This window comes from Methylorubrum subtropicum, assembly GCF_038442325.1.
Classification (GTDB): Bacteria; Pseudomonadota; Alphaproteobacteria; order Rhizobiales; family Beijerinckiaceae; genus Methylobacterium; species Methylobacterium subtropicum.
Genome location: NZ_JBBXMW010000014.1, coordinates 120,414 through 136,029, shown reverse-complemented (window position 1 = coordinate 136,029; position 15,616 = coordinate 120,414). Strand labels below are relative to the sequence as shown.

The 15,616-nt window shown below is 70.5% G+C and carries 16 protein-coding genes and 1 pseudogene; 14 read left to right on the top strand and 3 right to left on the bottom strand.

Annotated features, from left to right (window positions below; translation table 11 throughout):
• The 10 genes and pseudogenes from AAHG03_RS19175 to AAHG03_RS19130 form a co-directional block, all read left to right on the top strand.
• Nucleotides 1-242: pseudogene (locus tag AAHG03_RS19175) on the top strand (hypothetical protein); the annotation flags it as partial.
• 116 nt (nucleotides 243-358) lie between these two features.
• Complete coding sequence (locus AAHG03_RS19170; protein WP_342152465.1) at nucleotides 359-529, top strand: hypothetical protein; 171 nt, start codon at nucleotides 359-361, stop codon at nucleotides 527-529.
• A 182-nt stretch (nucleotides 530-711) separates the two neighbouring features.
• On the top strand, nucleotides 712-1,278 hold the full coding sequence (msuE, locus tag AAHG03_RS19165; RefSeq protein ID WP_342152463.1) for an FMN reductase: 567 nt from the start codon (nucleotides 712-714) through the stop codon (nucleotides 1,276-1,278).
• An 8-nt stretch (nucleotides 1,279-1,286) separates the two neighbouring features.
• Nucleotides 1,287-2,240 (top strand): aliphatic sulfonate ABC transporter substrate-binding protein, encoded by a 954-nt coding sequence (locus AAHG03_RS19160; protein ID WP_342152462.1) that lies wholly within the window; start codon nucleotides 1,287-1,289, stop codon nucleotides 2,238-2,240.
• A gap of 8 nt (nucleotides 2,241-2,248) precedes the next feature.
• The gene (gene ssuC / locus AAHG03_RS19155) at nucleotides 2,249-3,106 is read left to right on the top strand and encodes an aliphatic sulfonate ABC transporter permease SsuC (protein ID WP_342152461.1); all 858 of its coding nucleotides are present in this window, start codon (nucleotides 2,249-2,251) and stop codon (nucleotides 3,104-3,106) included.
• A gap of 205 nt (nucleotides 3,107-3,311) precedes the next feature.
• Nucleotides 3,312-4,070, top strand: coding sequence for an ATP-binding cassette domain-containing protein (locus AAHG03_RS19150; protein ID WP_342152460.1), 759 nt, complete (start codon nucleotides 3,312-3,314; stop codon nucleotides 4,068-4,070).
• Between the two features lie 28 nt (nucleotides 4,071-4,098).
• Nucleotides 4,099-5,286, top strand: coding sequence for an FMNH2-dependent alkanesulfonate monooxygenase (gene ssuD, locus AAHG03_RS19145; protein ID WP_342152458.1), 1,188 nt, complete (start codon nucleotides 4,099-4,101; stop codon nucleotides 5,284-5,286).
• An 11-nt stretch (nucleotides 5,287-5,297) separates the two neighbouring features.
• Nucleotides 5,298-6,287, top strand: a complete 990-nt coding sequence (locus AAHG03_RS19140) for a sulfonate ABC transporter substrate-binding protein (RefSeq protein ID WP_342152456.1) — start codon at nucleotides 5,298-5,300, stop codon at nucleotides 6,285-6,287.
• A 209-nt stretch (nucleotides 6,288-6,496) separates the two neighbouring features.
• Nucleotides 6,497-7,444 carry an aliphatic sulfonate ABC transporter substrate-binding protein gene (locus AAHG03_RS19135; RefSeq protein ID WP_342152455.1) on the top strand — a complete coding sequence of 316 codons (948 nt, stop codon included), beginning with the start codon at nucleotides 6,497-6,499 and terminating at the stop codon, nucleotides 7,442-7,444.
• A 20-nt stretch (nucleotides 7,445-7,464) separates the two neighbouring features.
• Nucleotides 7,465-8,841 (top strand): FAD/NAD(P)-binding protein, encoded by a 1,377-nt coding sequence (locus AAHG03_RS19130; protein WP_342152454.1) that lies wholly within the window; start codon nucleotides 7,465-7,467, stop codon nucleotides 8,839-8,841.
• 183 nt (nucleotides 8,842-9,024) lie between these two features.
• On the opposite strand, the gene phaR is transcribed toward AAHG03_RS19130, so the two are convergent.
• Nucleotides 9,025-9,621, bottom strand: coding sequence for a polyhydroxyalkanoate synthesis repressor PhaR (phaR, locus tag AAHG03_RS19125; protein ID WP_342152452.1), 597 nt, complete (start codon nucleotides 9,619-9,621; stop codon nucleotides 9,025-9,027).
• A gap of 325 nt (nucleotides 9,622-9,946) precedes the next feature.
• On the opposite strand from phaR, the gene AAHG03_RS19120 reads away from it, so the two are divergent.
• The 4 genes from AAHG03_RS19120 to AAHG03_RS19105 all read left to right on the top strand — a co-directional run bounded on the left by AAHG03_RS19120 (nucleotide 9,947) and on the right by AAHG03_RS19105 (nucleotide 14,130).
• Nucleotides 9,947-11,131: an acetyl-CoA C-acetyltransferase gene (locus AAHG03_RS19120; RefSeq protein WP_342152451.1), complete on the top strand. Its 1,185-nt coding sequence runs from the start codon at nucleotides 9,947-9,949 to the stop codon at nucleotides 11,129-11,131.
• A gap of 165 nt (nucleotides 11,132-11,296) precedes the next feature.
• Nucleotides 11,297-12,025, top strand: coding sequence for an acetoacetyl-CoA reductase (gene phbB / locus AAHG03_RS19115; protein ID WP_342152449.1), 729 nt, complete (start codon nucleotides 11,297-11,299; stop codon nucleotides 12,023-12,025).
• Between the two features lie 357 nt (nucleotides 12,026-12,382).
• A complete protein-coding gene (locus AAHG03_RS19110) occupies nucleotides 12,383-13,399 on the top strand; it encodes a lipid A biosynthesis lauroyl acyltransferase (protein WP_342152447.1) in 1,017 nt (338 codons plus the stop codon).
• The gene (locus tag AAHG03_RS19105; protein ID WP_342152445.1) at nucleotides 13,399-14,130 is read left to right on the top strand and encodes a DUF1223 domain-containing protein; all 732 of its coding nucleotides are present in this window, start codon (nucleotides 13,399-13,401) and stop codon (nucleotides 14,128-14,130) included. Before AAHG03_RS19110 ends, AAHG03_RS19105 begins: the two co-directional genes overlap by 1 nt.
• Before the next feature lie 4 nt (nucleotides 14,131-14,134).
• Here AAHG03_RS19105 and AAHG03_RS19100 read toward each other — a convergent pair whose 3' ends face one another.
• On the bottom strand, nucleotides 14,135-14,554 hold the full coding sequence (locus AAHG03_RS19100) for an adenylyltransferase/cytidyltransferase family protein (protein ID WP_342152443.1): 420 nt from the start codon (nucleotides 14,552-14,554) through the stop codon (nucleotides 14,135-14,137).
• Complete coding sequence (locus AAHG03_RS19095) at nucleotides 14,551-15,591, bottom strand: CDP-glycerol glycerophosphotransferase family protein (RefSeq protein ID WP_342152442.1); 1,041 nt, start codon at nucleotides 15,589-15,591, stop codon at nucleotides 14,551-14,553. Before AAHG03_RS19095 ends, AAHG03_RS19100 begins: the two co-directional genes overlap by 4 nt.
• Nucleotides 15,592-15,616 lie beyond the last annotated feature (25 nt).

The window sequence follows — 15,616 nt, the reverse complement described above, 5'->3', positions numbered from 1 at the left end:
TGCGGGTAGTGCGCGCCCACTGGTCCATTGAGAACGACCAGCACTGGCTCCTCGACGTCGCCTTCCGCGAGGACGACATCCTCACCCGCAACGTCACCACCGCCCAGAACCTCGCCCTGCTGCGCCGCCTGGCCCTCGCCATCCTGCGCCAGGACACCGCTAAGGGCTCCTTGCACACCAAGCGGCAACTGGCCGGATGGGACGACGACTTCCTCGCCGACCTCATCACCCAAATGCGATAGCCCTGCCCTTGTGGGGAGGAGGCAGGAGGTGGGGGTGGTGCAGAAGGCACCGCTTCGCCTCATCCTGAACCACCCCCACCCCGAACCCCTCCCCACAAGGGGGAGGGGACTGCCCGTTGTCACGGGTCAAGCATTACTCAAAACCATCATTCGTTCGTCCCAGCGAACGGGACGCGATCGTCGCGCAAGTCAGCGTCGATCCGGGCCAGCGCGACCGCAAACAGCCGCCGCGAAAAACCTTCCCCTCATCTCACGAACCGCAGGCGATCCTTTTCCGCCTCGCCTGAACAACGCAAGATCGATCCGTTGATCCTGGCCCCTCTCGTTCATTACATTTCCCCTCAACGACACACCGTCATCCCACACAACGAACGGCATCCTTTTCGACGGACGGCGCGCCCCCGCGCCGGCTGACGGGAGAGGCATGCCTGCCGCGGCCGGGATGAGACCCACAGGACGGATGCCTCGCATGCCCACCCGGATCGTCGCCTTCTCGGGCAACACGCACCGCCCCTCGCGCACCCGCACGCTCGTCGAGGCGGTGGCCGCCGAGGTGGCCCGGCTTCGCCCGGTCGATCTGAAGCTGTTCGATCTGGTCGATGCCGGCACCGGGATCGCGGTGGCGAGCCGCTCGGCCCTGCCGCTGCCGGCCGCCCGCATCGTCGAGGCAATCGAGGGAGCGGACGCGCTGATCGTCGGCTCGCCGGTCTACAAGGGCAGCTATGCCGGCCTGTTCAAGCACCTGATCGATTTCGTCGGCCCGGAGACGCTGGCCGGCAAGCCGGTGGTGCTCACCGCGACCGGGGGCGGGCCGCGCCACGCGCTCGTGGTCGAGCACTCCTTGCGCCCGCTGTTCGGCTTCTTCTCGGCCCAGACCGCGCCGACCGCGGTCTATGCCGGCGACACCGAGATCGCCGACGGCCGGATCGCCGACGCGACCGTGCAGACCCGCGTCGCGCAGGCCGCCGCGGAACTCGCCCGGCTGATCGATGCGGCCGCCCCTATCGAGGCGCTGCCTCGCGCCGCCGCACGCTGAGGCCGACGATGCTCCACCGCCGCCATCTCCTCGCCGCCGGCCTCGCGACCGCTCTGGTGCCGCGGGCCAGCCGCGCCGCTGAAGCCGGCGTGCTGCGCATCGGCTACCAGAAGAACGGCATCCTCGCGGTCGCCCGCGAGCAGGCCGCCATCGAGGCCCGGCTGAAGGGGCAGGGCGCCACGGTGCGCTGGGTCGAGTTCTCGTTCGGCCCGCCGCTCTTGGAGGCCCTGAACCTCGGCGCGATCGATTTCGGCCAGACCGGCGACGCGCCGCCGATCTTCGCCCAGGCCGCGGGCGCCAACCTCGTCTACGCCGCCGCCCAGCCGAACGGCGGCTCGGGCGCGGCGATCCTGCTGCCCAAGGGCTCGACCGTCGGTTCCATCGCCGAATTGAAGGGCAAGCGCGTCGCCTTCGCCAAGGGCTCCTCGTCGCACAACCTCATCGTCGCGGCGCTGGAAAAGGCCGGACTGACCTACCGCGATATCACCCCCGTGCTGCTCGCCCCCGCCGACGGCGCCGCGGCGTTTGCCGGCGGCACCATCGACGCCTGGACGGTGTGGGACCCCTACTTCGCCATCGCCGAGCAGGGGGAGGGGGTGCGCGTGCTGGCCCAAGCCCCCGAGATCACGCCCACCAACAACTTCTTCCTGGCCAACAAGACCTTCGCCGACGCGCAGCCGGCGCTGCTCGACGGTGCGCTCGCCGCGCTCGGCGAGGTCGCGGTCTGGTGCGAGGCCAACCGCGGCTCGGTCGCCGCCAGCCTGTCGCGCATCACCGGCGTGCCGCTCGCCGCCACGCGGCGCACGGTGGACCGCATCCGCTACGTCATCGCGCCGATGGACCAGGCCGTCACCGCCGAGCAGCAGCGCATCGCCGACCGCTTCCACGGCCTCGGCATCATTCCCCGCCCCATCCGCGTCGCCGACATCGTCCGGCCGCCGCGCAACCAGAACAACGGATGAGCCCCACCATGGCCGATTCCGCCGCCATCCGCTCGCTTCCGGGCCGCGCCCGCGCCACCGAGAATGCCCCTGCAAAGTCCGCCCCCGTGAAGCTTACGGTCCGCTTCGACGCCGGGCGCCTGCTGCCCTGGCTGCTGCCGACGCTGGTCATCGTCGGCTGGCAGGCCGCCGCCTCGCTGGGCCTCGTCTCGACCCGCTTCATGCCCGCGCCCCTCGATGTCGCCGCCGCGGGCTGGCGCCTCGCGCTCACCGGCGAGCTGTTCGAGAACCTCTGGGTCAGCTTCGCCCGCGCGGCCTCGGGCTTCCTCATCGGCGGCGGCATCGGCCTGTTCTTCGGGCTGGCCAACGGCCTCTCGCGCCTGTCCGAGCGGCTCACCGACACCAGCCTGCAGATGGTGCGCAACGTGCCCCACCTGTCGCTGATCCCGCTCGTGATCCTGTGGTTCGGCATCGACGAGGAAGCCAAGCTCTTCCTCGTGGCGCTCGGCGTGTTCTTTCCGATCTACGCCAACACGCTCCACGGCATCCGCTCGGTCGATCCGCAGCTGATCGAGATGGGCCGGGTCTACGGCATGAACCGGCGCGAGCTGTTCTGGCGCGTGGTGCTGCCCGGCGCGCTGCCCTCGATCTTCGTCGGCGTGCGCTACGCGCTCGGCATCATGTGGCTGACGCTCATCGTGGCCGAGACGATCTCGGCCAATTCCGGCCTCGGCTACATGGCGATGCAGGCCCGCGAGTTCATGCTGGTCGATGTCGTGGTGCTGGCGATCCTGATCTACGCCCTGTTGGGCAAGATCGCCGACAGTCTCACCCGCGCCCTGGAGCGCGCCTGCCTGAGCTGGAACCCAGCCTACCGGAACACGTGAGGGGGGCTCGACGCCCCTCCATCCCACCCATTCCCCTCATCCTGAGGTGCCCCTTGCCTCGGCAAGGGGCCTCGAAGGAGGGCTCCAGGGATCACAGCGACTTCTGGAGCCCTCCTTCGAGGCTACGCTTCGCTCCGCACCTCAGGATGAGGGGGAGGGGTGGGATGAGCGACACGACCCGAACCTCGAAGCTCGGACCTAAACAATGACCGCCGCCCTCCGTCTCCCCGAAAACCCCGACCGCGGCCTCGCCATTCACGTGCGCGGCCTCTCGAAGTCGTTCGAGAACGGCCCCTCGGTCATCCGCAATCTCGACCTCACGATTCCCGCCGGACAGTTCGTCGCCGTGGTCGGGCGCTCGGGCTGCGGCAAGAGCACCCTGCTGCGCCTCATCCTCGGCCTGGAAGAACCGAGCGCGGGCCGCATCGCGCTGAACGGCAGCGAACAGACCAAGAGGATCATGTTCCAGGAGCCGCGGCTTCTGCCCTGGGCGCGGGTCGCCGACAACGTCGCGGTCGGGCTCTCGCGCGACATCGGCAAGGCCGATCGCAGGGCCCGCGCCCTCGACGTGCTGGCCGAGGTCGGCCTGTCGGAGAAGGCCGGGCAATGGCCCGCCACGCTCTCGGGCGGCCAGCGCCAGCGCGTGGCGCTCGCCCGCGCGCTCGTCAGCCGCCCGGCCCTGCTGGCGCTCGACGAACCGCTCGGCGCGCTCGACGCGCTCACCCGCATCGAGATGCAGGCGATGATCGAGCGGATCTGGGAGGCCCAGGGCTTCACCGCGATCCTCGTCACCCACGATGTCGGCGAGGCGGTGGCGATGGCCGACCGCATCCTCGTGATCGAGGAGGGCGCCATCGCGCTCGATGTCGATGTCGACGTGCCGCGCCCCCGCCGCCGCGGCGACCCGGCGCTCGCCGAGCTGGAGGGCCGCATCCTCGACCGCCTTCTGAGCCGCGGCGCCTAAACCTTTCAGATTTTTCGGAGCGTATCCCATGAGCCTGCCCAGCAACCCGCCCACCGACGGCAAGACCGACGTCCTGTGGTTCCTGCCGACCCACGGCGACGGCCGCTATCTCGGCGCCTCGGAAGGGGCGCGCGACGTGTCGCTCCCCTACCTCCGCCAGATCGCGCAGGCCGCGGACGAACTCGGCTATTTCGGCGTGCTGCTGCCGACCGGGCGCTCCTGCGAGGATTCGTGGGTGGTCGCCTCGGCGCTCGCCCCCCTGACCCAGCGCCTGCGCTTCCTCGTCGCCGTGCGGCCCGGCCTGCAGGAGCCGTCGGTGGCCGCCCGCATGGCCGCGACGCTCGACCGGATCTCGGACGGGCGCCTCCTCATCAACGTCGTCACCGGCGGCGACCCGGTCGAGCTGAAGGGCGACGGCGTGTTCCTGGCGCATGACGAGCGCTACGAGGTCACGGACGAGTTCCTGCACATCTGGCGCGGGCTGATGGCCGGTGAGACGGTGAACTTCGAAGGAAAACATCTGCGCACCGAGGGCGGGCGGGTGATCTTCCGGCCCGTCCAGGCGCCCTATCCGCCGCTCTATTTCGGCGGCTCCTCGCCCGCCGGCATCGAGGTCGCGGCCGAGCATTGCGAGGTCTACCTCACCTGGGGCGAGCCGCCCGCCGGCGTCGCTGAGAAGCTGGCCCGCGCCCGCGAAGCTGCCGAGCGCAAGGGCAAGACGTTTTCCTACGGCATCCGGCTGCACGTCATCGTCCGCGAGACCGAATCGGAGGCGTGGGCGGAGGCCGAAAAGCTGATCTCGCGGCTCGACGACACCACCATCGCCCAGGCGCAGGCCACCCTGAAGCGCCAGGATTCGGAAGGCCAGAAGCGGATGATGGCGCTGCACGGCGGCGACCGGAACAAGCTCGTCGTCTCCCCGAACCTCTGGGCCGGCGTCGGCCTCGTGCGCGGCGGCGCGGGCACCGCGCTCGTCGGCTCGGCGACCCAAGTCGCCGACCGGATGAAGGAGTACATCGATCTCGGCATCGACCGCTTCATCCTCTCCGGCTACCCGCATCTGGAGGAGGCCTACCGCTTCGCCGAGCTGGTCTTCCCCAAGCTCCCCTTGCGCGCCACCACCGGCCGCGCCCCGAGCACGGCGCGCAACAACGGGCCGTTCGGCGAGGTCATCGCCAACGACATCGTGCCGACCCGCCGCGTCAGCGCGCACTGAGGAGGCGAGAGATGCCCGCCCGCTCCCGCGCGCTTCCCGCGCCGACCCTCCTGCCGCGCCTCTGGCTCGCGCTCGCCGCCCTGATCTTCGCGAGCCTGACCCTCGCCGCGCATGCCCAAGAAAACCCTAAGACCGATAAGGTGGTGCGGATCGGCTACCAGAAATACGGCACGCTGGTGCTGCTGAAGGGCCGCGGCAACCTCGAACCGAAGCTCAAGGCGCTCGGCTACCGGGTCCAGTGGTCGGAATTCCCCTCCGGCCCGCCGCTCCTGGAGGCGCTCAACGCCGGCGCAATCGATTTCGGCTCGGCGGGCGAGACCCCGCCGATCTTCGCCCAGGCGGCCTCCGACGCGCTGACCTACGTCGCCCACGAGCCGGCCGCGCCCAAGGGCGAGGCGATCCTCGTGCCGAAGGCGAGCCCGATCCGGTCGGTCGCCGACCTGAAGGCTAAGAAGGTCGCGCTCAACAAGGGCTCGAACGTCCATTACCTGCTGGTGCGGGCGCTCGAATCCACCGGGCTCACGCTCGCCGACATCACTCCGGTCTACCTCGCCCCCGCCGACGGACGGGCCGCGTTCGAGCGCGGCGCGGTCGATGCCTGGGTGATCTGGGACCCGTTCTTCGCCGCGGCCGAGGCCGGCGGCAACGCCCGTATGCTGACGGACGGCACCGGCCTCGTGCCGAACCACCAGTTCTACCTGTCCTCACGTGACTTCTCCGCGAAGAACGGCGCGGCGCTCGATGCCGTCGTGGCGGCGGTGGCCGAGGTCGATGCCTGGGCTCGTGACAACACCGACGCCGCCGCCAAGGAGTTGAGCCCGTCCGTCGGCATCCCGGCACCGATCCTCGCCGCCGCGCTCAAGCGCCAGACCTACGGCATCCGCCCGCTCGACGCCGCGGTGACCGCCGAACAGCAGCGCATCGCCGACACGTTCCACGGCCTCGGGCTGGTGCCGAAGGCGATCGACATCGCCGGCGCCGTGCGCAAGCCGGGGAGCTAACGCTTCTCTCTCCCCCTCATCCCACCCACTCCCCCTCATCCTGAGGTGGCGACGCGCAGCGGCGCCCTCGAAGGAGGGCTCCAGGGATCGCTGAGCGTACTGGAGCCCTCCTTCGAGGCCTTCGCTTCGCTCCGGCACCTCAGGATGAGGGGGAGGGTGGGACGAGCCAAAAATCCACCCCTCACGCCTTCTCGTACCGGTAGCCCCCCGTGATCCGCTCCCTCGTCGCCGCCCTCGCGCTCCTCACCGTCGGCCTCGCGCCCGTTGCGGCGCAAGACCCGTCCACCCTGCGCATCGGCTACCAGCGCTCCTCCACCCTGATCGCGCTGCTGCGCGAGGACCGCGCCCTCGAAACCGCGCTCAAGCCGCTGAACGTCGAGGTCTCCTGGCACGAGTTCACCAGCGGCCTGCCGATCATGGAGGCGCTGAACGTCGGGCGCATCGACGTGTCGGCCGATGTCGCCGACACCGTGCCGGTCTTCGCGCAGGGAGCGAACGCCAAGATCACCTACTTCGCGCAGGAGGCCGCCTCGCCGACCGCGCAGGCGATCCTCGTGCCGGGGGATTCTCCGCTGAAGTCGGTGGCGGAGTTGAAGGGCCGCAAGGTCGCCGTCACCAAGGGCGCGGGCAGCCATTACCTGCTGCTCGCCGCGCTCAAGGCGGAAGGGTTGCCGTTCAAGAGCATCGTCCCGGCCTACCTGACGCCCGCGGACGGCCGCAGCGCGCTCGCCGGCGGCAGCGTCGAGGCCTGGGTCGCCTGGGACCCGTTCCTGTCGGCGGCCGAGGTCCAGGCCGGCGCCCGCGTCCTCAAGGACGGCACCGGCCTGTCGGACTACAAGCGCTACTACCTCGCCTCCGACGAGTATGCCGCCAAGCGCCCCGACGTGCTGGCCCTGCTGTTCGGCAAGCTCAAGGAGACCGGCGCCTGGGTGAAGGCCAACCCGGAAGCGGCGGCCGAGCGGCTCGCCGCCCTGTGGAAGATCGATGCGCCGGTGGTGCTGAAGGCCAATGCGCGCCGCACCTACCGGGTCGAGCCGGTGACCCGCGATGGGCTGTCCGAGCAGCAGACCATCGCCGACGCCTTCCGAGCCGAGGGGCTGCTGCCGCGGGCGGTCGATGCCGCGGCGCTCCCGGTCTGGGCGCCGCCGACCCGCTGAGTCGAAAAGGATTTTGGGACATGACCCGGGCAAACTTGGCGCCCGTCGCCGTGATCGGCGCCGGGTTCAGCGGCACGATGGCAGCGCTGCAACTGCTCTCCGTCCTGCCGCCGGAGCGGCCGGTGCTGCTGTGCGAGCGCGCGGGCAGCTTCGGGCGGGGGCTCGCCTACGGCACCGGCAACCCGGCCCACCTGCTCAATCTGCGCGCCACGAACATGAGCGCGTTCCCGGACCGGCCGGGCCATTTCGAGGACTGGCTCGGCAGCCTCGGACCGGAGGAGGCCGAGGGCATCCAGGCGACGCCGGCCGGCACCTTCGCGGCGCGCGGCCTCTACGGGCGCTACCTGACCGAACTGCTGTCGCAGGCCGTCACCGGCTCGGCGGCGGGGCGCTTGCGCCTTCTGCCCGACGCCGTGACCGATCTGGAGCCGCGCGGGGACGGCTTCCGCCTCCACACCGAGGGCGGCCAGAGCCATGCGGTGGCCGGCGCCGTGCTCGCCCTGGGCAACCTCGCCGCCGCCCCGGCGCGCAGCCGCCACAGCCTCGATCCGTGGGATGCCGAGCATTTCGGCCGCCTGCACCCGCACGCCCCGGTGCTGATCCTCGGCACCGGGCTCACCATGCTCGATGCGGTCGCGAGCCTGCGCGCCCACGGCTTCGAGGGGGCGATCCTGGCGCTGTCCCGGCGCGGCCTGCTGCCGAACGCCCACGCCCCGGCCACGCTGTGGCCCACGCCGAACCTCACCCCGGCCGAACTCACCTCGCTGCCACGGCTCCTCACGCGCATTCGCGCCGAGGTGGCGCGGGCGGATGCCCAGGAAATCGGCTGGCACGGCGTCATCGACGCCCTGCGGCCGCTCACCGACACGATCTGGCGCAGCCTACCGCCGCCGGAGCGGCGCCGCTTCCTGCGCCATCTGCGCCCGTTCTGGGACGTGCACCGCCACCGCACCGCCCCGCCCGCGGCCGAGGCGATCCGCGCCGAGATCGCCCGCGGTTCCCTGACGGTGCGGGCCGGGCGCCTGCTCGATATCGCCGACGAGTCGGCGCAGGCCGTGGTGACCCTGCGCCTGCGCGGCGCCGTTTGCCCCGAGCGTCTCGGCGTGCAGGCGATGATCGACGCCACCGGCTTCGGCCATCTGGCGCAGAGCCGCGACCCGCTGCTGGCCCGCCTGTTCGAGCGCGGCCTCGTGCGCCCCGAGCCGCTGGGCCTCGGCCTCGACGCCGGCCCCGATTACCGCGCCCGCGGCACGCAGCCCGGCCGCCCGCTCTGGCTGCTGGGTCCGCTCCTGCGCGGGGTGCTGTGGGAATGCACGGCGGTGCCCGACATCCGCAACGAGGCGGCGGAGTTGGCCGGCTTGATCGCGACCGATCTGGAGCGGGCGGTGGCGGCGTAGGAGGCGACTTCAGTCTGGATCGCGGGCTCTCCTCCCCCTTGCGGGGAGGAGTGAGGAGGTGGGGGTGGTTCAGGATGGGGCGTCCCGGTGCCTTCTGCCCGACCCCCACCCCTGACCCCTCCCCGCAAGGGGGAGGGGACCCGCGCCATAATCCGTAATCTTCGGGTATGTCGGGCGAAAAACCTACTTCCGCGCGAGCGAATCCAGCCGCGCCTGCATCTCGGCCATTTGCTTCTTCAACTCATCGAGATCGCCCCCGCTCGTGGCCGGCGCGGGCGGGGCGGCGGGCGAGGTCGGGGCCGGCGGGGCGGGGGGGCCGAAGCCGCCGGTGAACATCTTCATGGCGTCGCCGAAGAAGGTCATGTTGGCCCGCACCTGCTCCTGCACCGCCTGCTGGAAGGCGGAGGGACCGAAGCTTTGGGCCAGCTTCTCGCGCAGACCGTCCTGGTCCTTGGCGAAGTTCGCCATGGAGAATTCGAGGAAGCTCGGCACCATGGTCCGCATGCTGTCGCCGTAGAAGCGAATCAGCTGGCGCAGGAACGCCACCGGCAGCAGGTTGTCGTCGCCGGCCTTGTTCTCCTGCTCGAAGATGATCTGCGTCAGCACCGAGCGGGTGATGTCGTCGCCCGAGCGCGCATCGTAGACGACGAAGTCCTCGCCGTTCTGCACCATCGTGGCGAGGTCTTCGAGGGTGACGTAGGTCGAAGTGCCGGTGTGGTAGAGCCGCCGGTTGGCGTATTTCTTGATGACGGTCTGATGCGCCCTGCCGCTCTCGGCCATCGCTGAGACGCCTCCCGCTTCGCTCATGAGTCCGCGCAAAGCTCACCGCTCCGCTTCGAGATTGTCGGCCGCCCGCGCGGGCGGGCTTTTGGTTCGTCCGATGCCGACCTTAAGGCACTCGCCGGGCGACGAAAACAGCAATTTATCTCTTCTCCCGCAGATTCCGGCCAAGCCATCCCGGCTTTGAGGCGACGAACCGGCAGGGTTGTCCATCCGCTGGCTTGACTTCGGGGGTGTCGCGCTCTTCATCCGATGAACGGCAGGCCGCGCGCCGGACGCTTCCCGTCCTCTCATGATCGCGCCGCCGGAACGAGGAGAACGCACGATGGCAGCCAGCGAAGAGATCGTCATTGTCGGGGCGGCGCGCACGCCGGTCGGTTCGTTCGCGGGTGCCTTCGGCAGCGTGCCGGCCCACGAACTCGGCGCGGTGGCGATCAAGGCCGCCCTGGAGCGCGCCGGCGTCTCGCCCGACGACGTGGACGAGGTGATCTTCGGCCAAGTGCTGACGGCCGCCGCCGGCCAGAACCCGGCCCGTCAGGCGGCCATCGCCGCGGGCATCCCCGAGAAGGCGACCGCCTGGGGCCTCAATCAGGTCTGCGGTTCCGGCCTGCGCACCGTCGCGGTCGGCATGCAGCAGATCGCCAACGGCGACGCCACCGTCATCGTCGCGGGCGGCCAGGAATCGATGTCGCTCGCCCCCCACGCCCAGTACCTGCGCGGCGGCCAGAAGATGGGCGACCTCAAGCTCGTCGACACCATGATCAAGGACGGCCTGTGGGACGCCTTCAACGGCTACCACATGGGCCAGACCGCCGAGAACGTGGCCCAGGCCTTCCAGCTCACCCGCGACCAGCAGGACGCGTTCGCGGTCCGCTCGCAGAACAAGGCCGAGGCCGCCCGCAAGGAGGGCCGCTTCAAGGAGGAGATCGTCCCGGTCACCGTGAAGGGCAAGAAGGGCGACACCATCGTCGATACCGACGAGTACATCCGCGACGGCGCCACCGTCGAGGCGATGGCCAAGTTGAAGCCCGCCTTCACCAAGGACGGCACGGTCACCGCCGCCAACGCGTCCGGCCTCAACGACGGCGCCGCGGCCCTCGTGCTGATGTCGGCCTCGGAGGCCGAGAAGCGCGGGATCAAGCCGCTGGCCAAGATCGTCTCGTGGGCGACCGCGGGCGTCGATCCCAAGGTGATGGGCACCGGCCCGATCCCGGCCTCGCGCAAGGCGCTCGAGAAGGCCGGCTGGAAGCCGTCCGACCTCGACCTGATCGAGGCGAACGAGGCCTTCGCGGCCCAGGCTCTGGCGGTCAACAAGGACATGGGCTGGGACGACGAGAAGGTGAACGTCAACGGCGGCGCCATCGCCATCGGCCACCCGATCGGCGCGTCCGGCGCCCGCGTCCTCATCACCCTGCTGCACGAGCTGAAGCGCCGCGACGGCAAGAAGGGCCTCGCCACGCTGTGCATCGGCGGCGGCATGGGCGTCGCCATGTGCGTCGAGCGCGTCTGATCAGGCGCGATCGGGAGGGCCTACCGGCCCTCCCGGGCTCAAGAAACTTTGAGCAAATCCGCTTTGACCGCAGCGGAAATTTAAATGGCGTGCCGCTCCCGGTAGGGCCGGGCTGGAAGCACCGCCAAGGTCAGACCAGAAGACGACCCACACACGGAGGAAATCATGGCTCAGGAACGCGTCGCCCTCGTCACGGGCGGAACGCGCGGCATCGGCGCCGCCATCTCCAAGCGCCTGAAGGAGAAGGGCTACAAGGTCGCCGCCAATTACGGCGGCAACGACGAGGCCGCCAACGCCTTCAAGGCCGAGACCGGCATCCCGGTGTTCAAGTTCGACGTCGGCGATCTAGCGAGCTGCGAAGCCGGCATCAAGGCGATCGAGGCCGAGGTCGGCCCGATCGACATCCTCGTCAACAACGCCGGCATCACCCGCGACGGCGCCTTCCACAAGATGACCTTCGAGAAGTGGCAGGCGGTCATCAAGACCAATCTCGACTCGATGTTCACCTGCACCCGTCCGCTGATCGAGGGCATGCGCTCGCGCAACTTCGGCCGCATCATCATCATCTCGTCGATCAACGGCCAGAAGGGTCAGGCCGGCCAGACCAACTACTCCGCCGCCAAGGCCGGCGTGATCGGCTTCGCCAAGGCACTGGCGCAGGAGAGCGCCTCCAAGGGCATCACGGTCAACGTGGTGGCGCCGGGCTACATCGCCACCGAGATGGTGATGGCCGTGCCGGAGGACATCCGCAACAAGATCATCTCGACGATTCCCACCGGCCGCCTCGGCGAGGCCGACGAGATCGCCCACGCGGTCGAGTACCTCGCGGCGGACGAGGCCGGCTTCGTCAACGGCTCGACCATCACCATCAACGGCGGTCAGCACTTCGTCTGATCGACCGACTTCCCCATCGGCGGTCTCTCATCGCTGATGCCCCCCGCGAGAGCGGAGCGGCGGTCGTCCGCCGGGCGTACGGCACCGGACCAAAGATCCCGGCCCGTGTAACACGGTGGAGACACGATCCCGCGAGCGAGAGCCGCCGGCCCGGAGACGGGCCGGCGGCTCTCGCGCATTCTAGGCCCCTGATCGGTCGGGACGATTCGGAAAATCCGGACGGCCCCGGCCCGGCAAACTCCCTGGATTCGAAATGAAAAATGTCGCATTCGCCCGTGCGGCGCGCGTGCTACTGGTACCGCTGCACCATGACCGTTGGTATCCGTTCGACCATGCCCTCGCCTCAATGACCCGCCCGTGCTGCGTCTCGCGCTGATCCTCCGGCGCAACCTGCCGCGTCTGGCGGGCTTTGCGACCGTTCCGCTGATCCGGATCCTGTTCTGGTTCGCCCGCGCGCTCGGCACCGACCGGGCGAGCGACCTCGGTGGCCGGATCACCCGCACCCTCGGGCCGCGCCTGCCCTCGCACCGCACCGCGATGGACAATCTCCGCGCCGCCTATCCGGGCCGGGAAGAGGCGCAGTTGCAGGCGATCGCGCTTCAAGCCTGGGACAATCTCGGCCGCACCGGCGCCGAATACGCCCATCTCGACACGATCTTCGACCACGACCCCGCCGATCCGGCGAGCCAGCGCATGGACGTGCGCGGGGCCGAGCATTTCGAGGCGATCCGCGACGACGGAAAGCCGGGGCTGATCTTCTCGGCGCATCTCGCCAACTGGGAGCTGCCGGCGATCTGCGCCCAAAAATACGGGCTGGAGACGACGGCGGTGTTCCGTCCGCCGAACAACCCCGCCGCCGCGCAGCTGGTGCAGGAGGTGCGCCGCAAGACCATGGGGGGGCTGGCGGCTTCCGGCCCCGGCGCTGTCTTCGCCATGCAGGGCGCGGTGGAGCGGGGCGGGCATCTCGGCCAGCTCATCGACCAGCACTTCACCCGCGGCGTGGTGGTGCGCTTCTTCGACCGGCCAGTGCTGGTCAACCCGCTGCTCGGCAAGCTCGCCCGCCATCACGATTGCCCGGTCCACGGGGCGCGGGTGGTGCGCAAACCCGGCGGACGCTTCCTGCTCGAACTGACGCCGGCCCTCGACCTGCCCCGCGGGGTGGACGGGCTGATCGACGTGCAGGGCGCGATGCAGGCGATGACCTCGGTGATCGAGGAATGGGTGCGCGAGAACCCCGGCCAGTGGCTGTGGATGCACCGCCGCTGGCGCCCGTCGATGCTGCCGAAGGGTGTCGCGATGCCGGCCCCCGTCGCGGCCCCGAGCCCGGCGGCCAGCGCCACCGAGCCCGCCCTCGACGGCGCGCGGGGCCGCTGATGCGGCGCGCGCGGGCCCTGCTGCTGGCGATGCTCGCGCTCCCCGTCCGCCCCACGCTCGCCCATCCCGAGCCCGCGCCGCCGGTGCGGGCGGTGGTCGAGATGTTCACGAGCCAGGGCTGCTCCGCCTGCCTCACCGCCGACCGCTTGGCCGGCGAGTTCAGCCGCGAGCCGGACCTGCTCGCGCTCACCGTGCCGGTGACCTACTGGGACTATCTCGGCTGGAAGGACACGCTGGCCGAGCACGCCTTCGACGAGCGCCAGCGCGCCTACGCGCTCCAGAACCGCTATCACCAGCTCGCCACGCCGCAGGCGGTGGTGAGCGGCCGCGAGCTGATCCCCGGCTCGGACCGGGGCCGGCTGTCGCGCCTCGTCGCCGAATCCGGGCCGCTGCCGGTTCAGGTGAAGGTGTGCGAGCGCAACGAGCGCATCGTCATCGACATCGAAGCCGACGCCGCCGCCCGCCCGGCGGAGATCTGGTTGGTGCCCGTCGCCCGCAGCCGCCCGGTGGTGATCGGCCGCGGCGCCAACGAGGGCCGCGTCGCCGTCTACGCCAACGTCGTGCGCGGCTTCCACCGGGTCGGCACGTGGACCGGCGCAGCGGCCCGGTTCGAACTGTCCCGCGCCACCGCCCGGATCAACGGCGCCGATGGTTATGCGGTGCTGTTGCAGGCGAGCGGTCCGAACCGGCCCGGGCGGATCCTCGGGGCGGCCAAGGGGCCGGGCTTGTAGGGCTTCAGCCGATCTGCTCGGCGAGCCGGCGGCGCAGCAGCGTCGAGGAGATGCCCGGCGTGTAGGGGATTTCGGCCCGCATCGCCTCCGGTAGGTCGGCGCAATCGGCGCGCTTCACCGCGAGTTCGGCGGCATCCGCCCCGCCATAGGCGTAGAGGTCGTGGCCGAACCGGGCCATGAAGGTGCGGTCGATCACCTTGGGGCCGTCGATCACGACCGCATCGACATGGCGACAGGCCGCAACCATCTCGGCGCGCTCCGCGAGCGTCAGCAGCGGCGGGCGCCCCTTGTAGGCCGCCACCCGGGCATCGGGCACGACGCAGACCGTGAGCCGATCACCCAAAGCCCGCGCGGCGGCGAAGAAGCGGACATGGCCGGGATGAAAGATGTCGACCACGACCTTGGCGTAGACCGAAACCGTCATCGTCCGTGCCCTTCGCGCGTATCGCGCAGGATGCGCTCGGCGGCAGCCCCCACCCGGTCGAGGGCATGGCCGTCGGCGCGCTCGCCGAACAGGTCGGCGCGCCGCTCCAGCCGCGCCGGTTCGTTGCGCTCTGGGTCGGCGAGCGCCGTCAGGACCGCATCCGCCAACTCGCCGACGAACTCGACACGGGTTCCGATGTCGCGCCAGCGCCACTCGATGCCGTCGGGGTCATGGCAATCGGGCGTGGCGAACCGCGCGGGGTTGTCGATGAGCACGATCGGGCGGTTGAGGGCGAGGAAGTGGAAGATCGCCGAGGAGGCGTCGGAGACGAGGAGGTCGGCCCCGAGCAAGGCCGGGATCAGGTCGGCCTCGGGCGGATGGACGATCACATTGGGATGGTCCCGCGCGCAATCGCGCCACGTCTCGATCCACTCGGGCGCCGCCACCGCAATGTGGGGATGAGGCTTGATGACGATGCCGATCCCGTCTTCGGCGCCGCGCATCAGCGGCGCCAGCGCGTCGCCGAGCATCGGCGCGGAGGAGAGCGAGGGGTTCCAGGTCGGCGCGTAGACGAGGCTAGTCGCGCAGCCCGGCACCCGGACGCCGTCGCGAGCGGACGCGCCGGCAAACAGCGGATCGGCCTGGATCAGCCCGGTCGGGAGGAAGCCGCGGCGCGGCACGTGGCCTCGCTCGGTCAGACGCGCGGCCGCCGCCTCGCTCGCGACGCAGACGTAATCGGCCGCGCCGTAGGTCTGGCCCGGTACGTTCTTGCTGATGAGGCCGTGGCCGACATGCAGGATCAAGGCATCCGTCAGGCGCGCACGCAGATGCACCGCGGTACCGGCATCGGCCACGACGACGAGGTCCGGGACGCGCTCACGCTGCCAGGAGCCGTCGTCCCAGGCGGCCTCGAACGCCGCCATGGTGAGGCGGACCACCTCGTTGTCGGCACCGAGGCGGTCGGCGAGCGGGTCGAGGATCGGGGCGTGCCATCGGTATTGATGGATCACCAGAACGAAGGACCGGTCGGACGTCATGAACTCGCGGCGCTGCGGCGAAGGG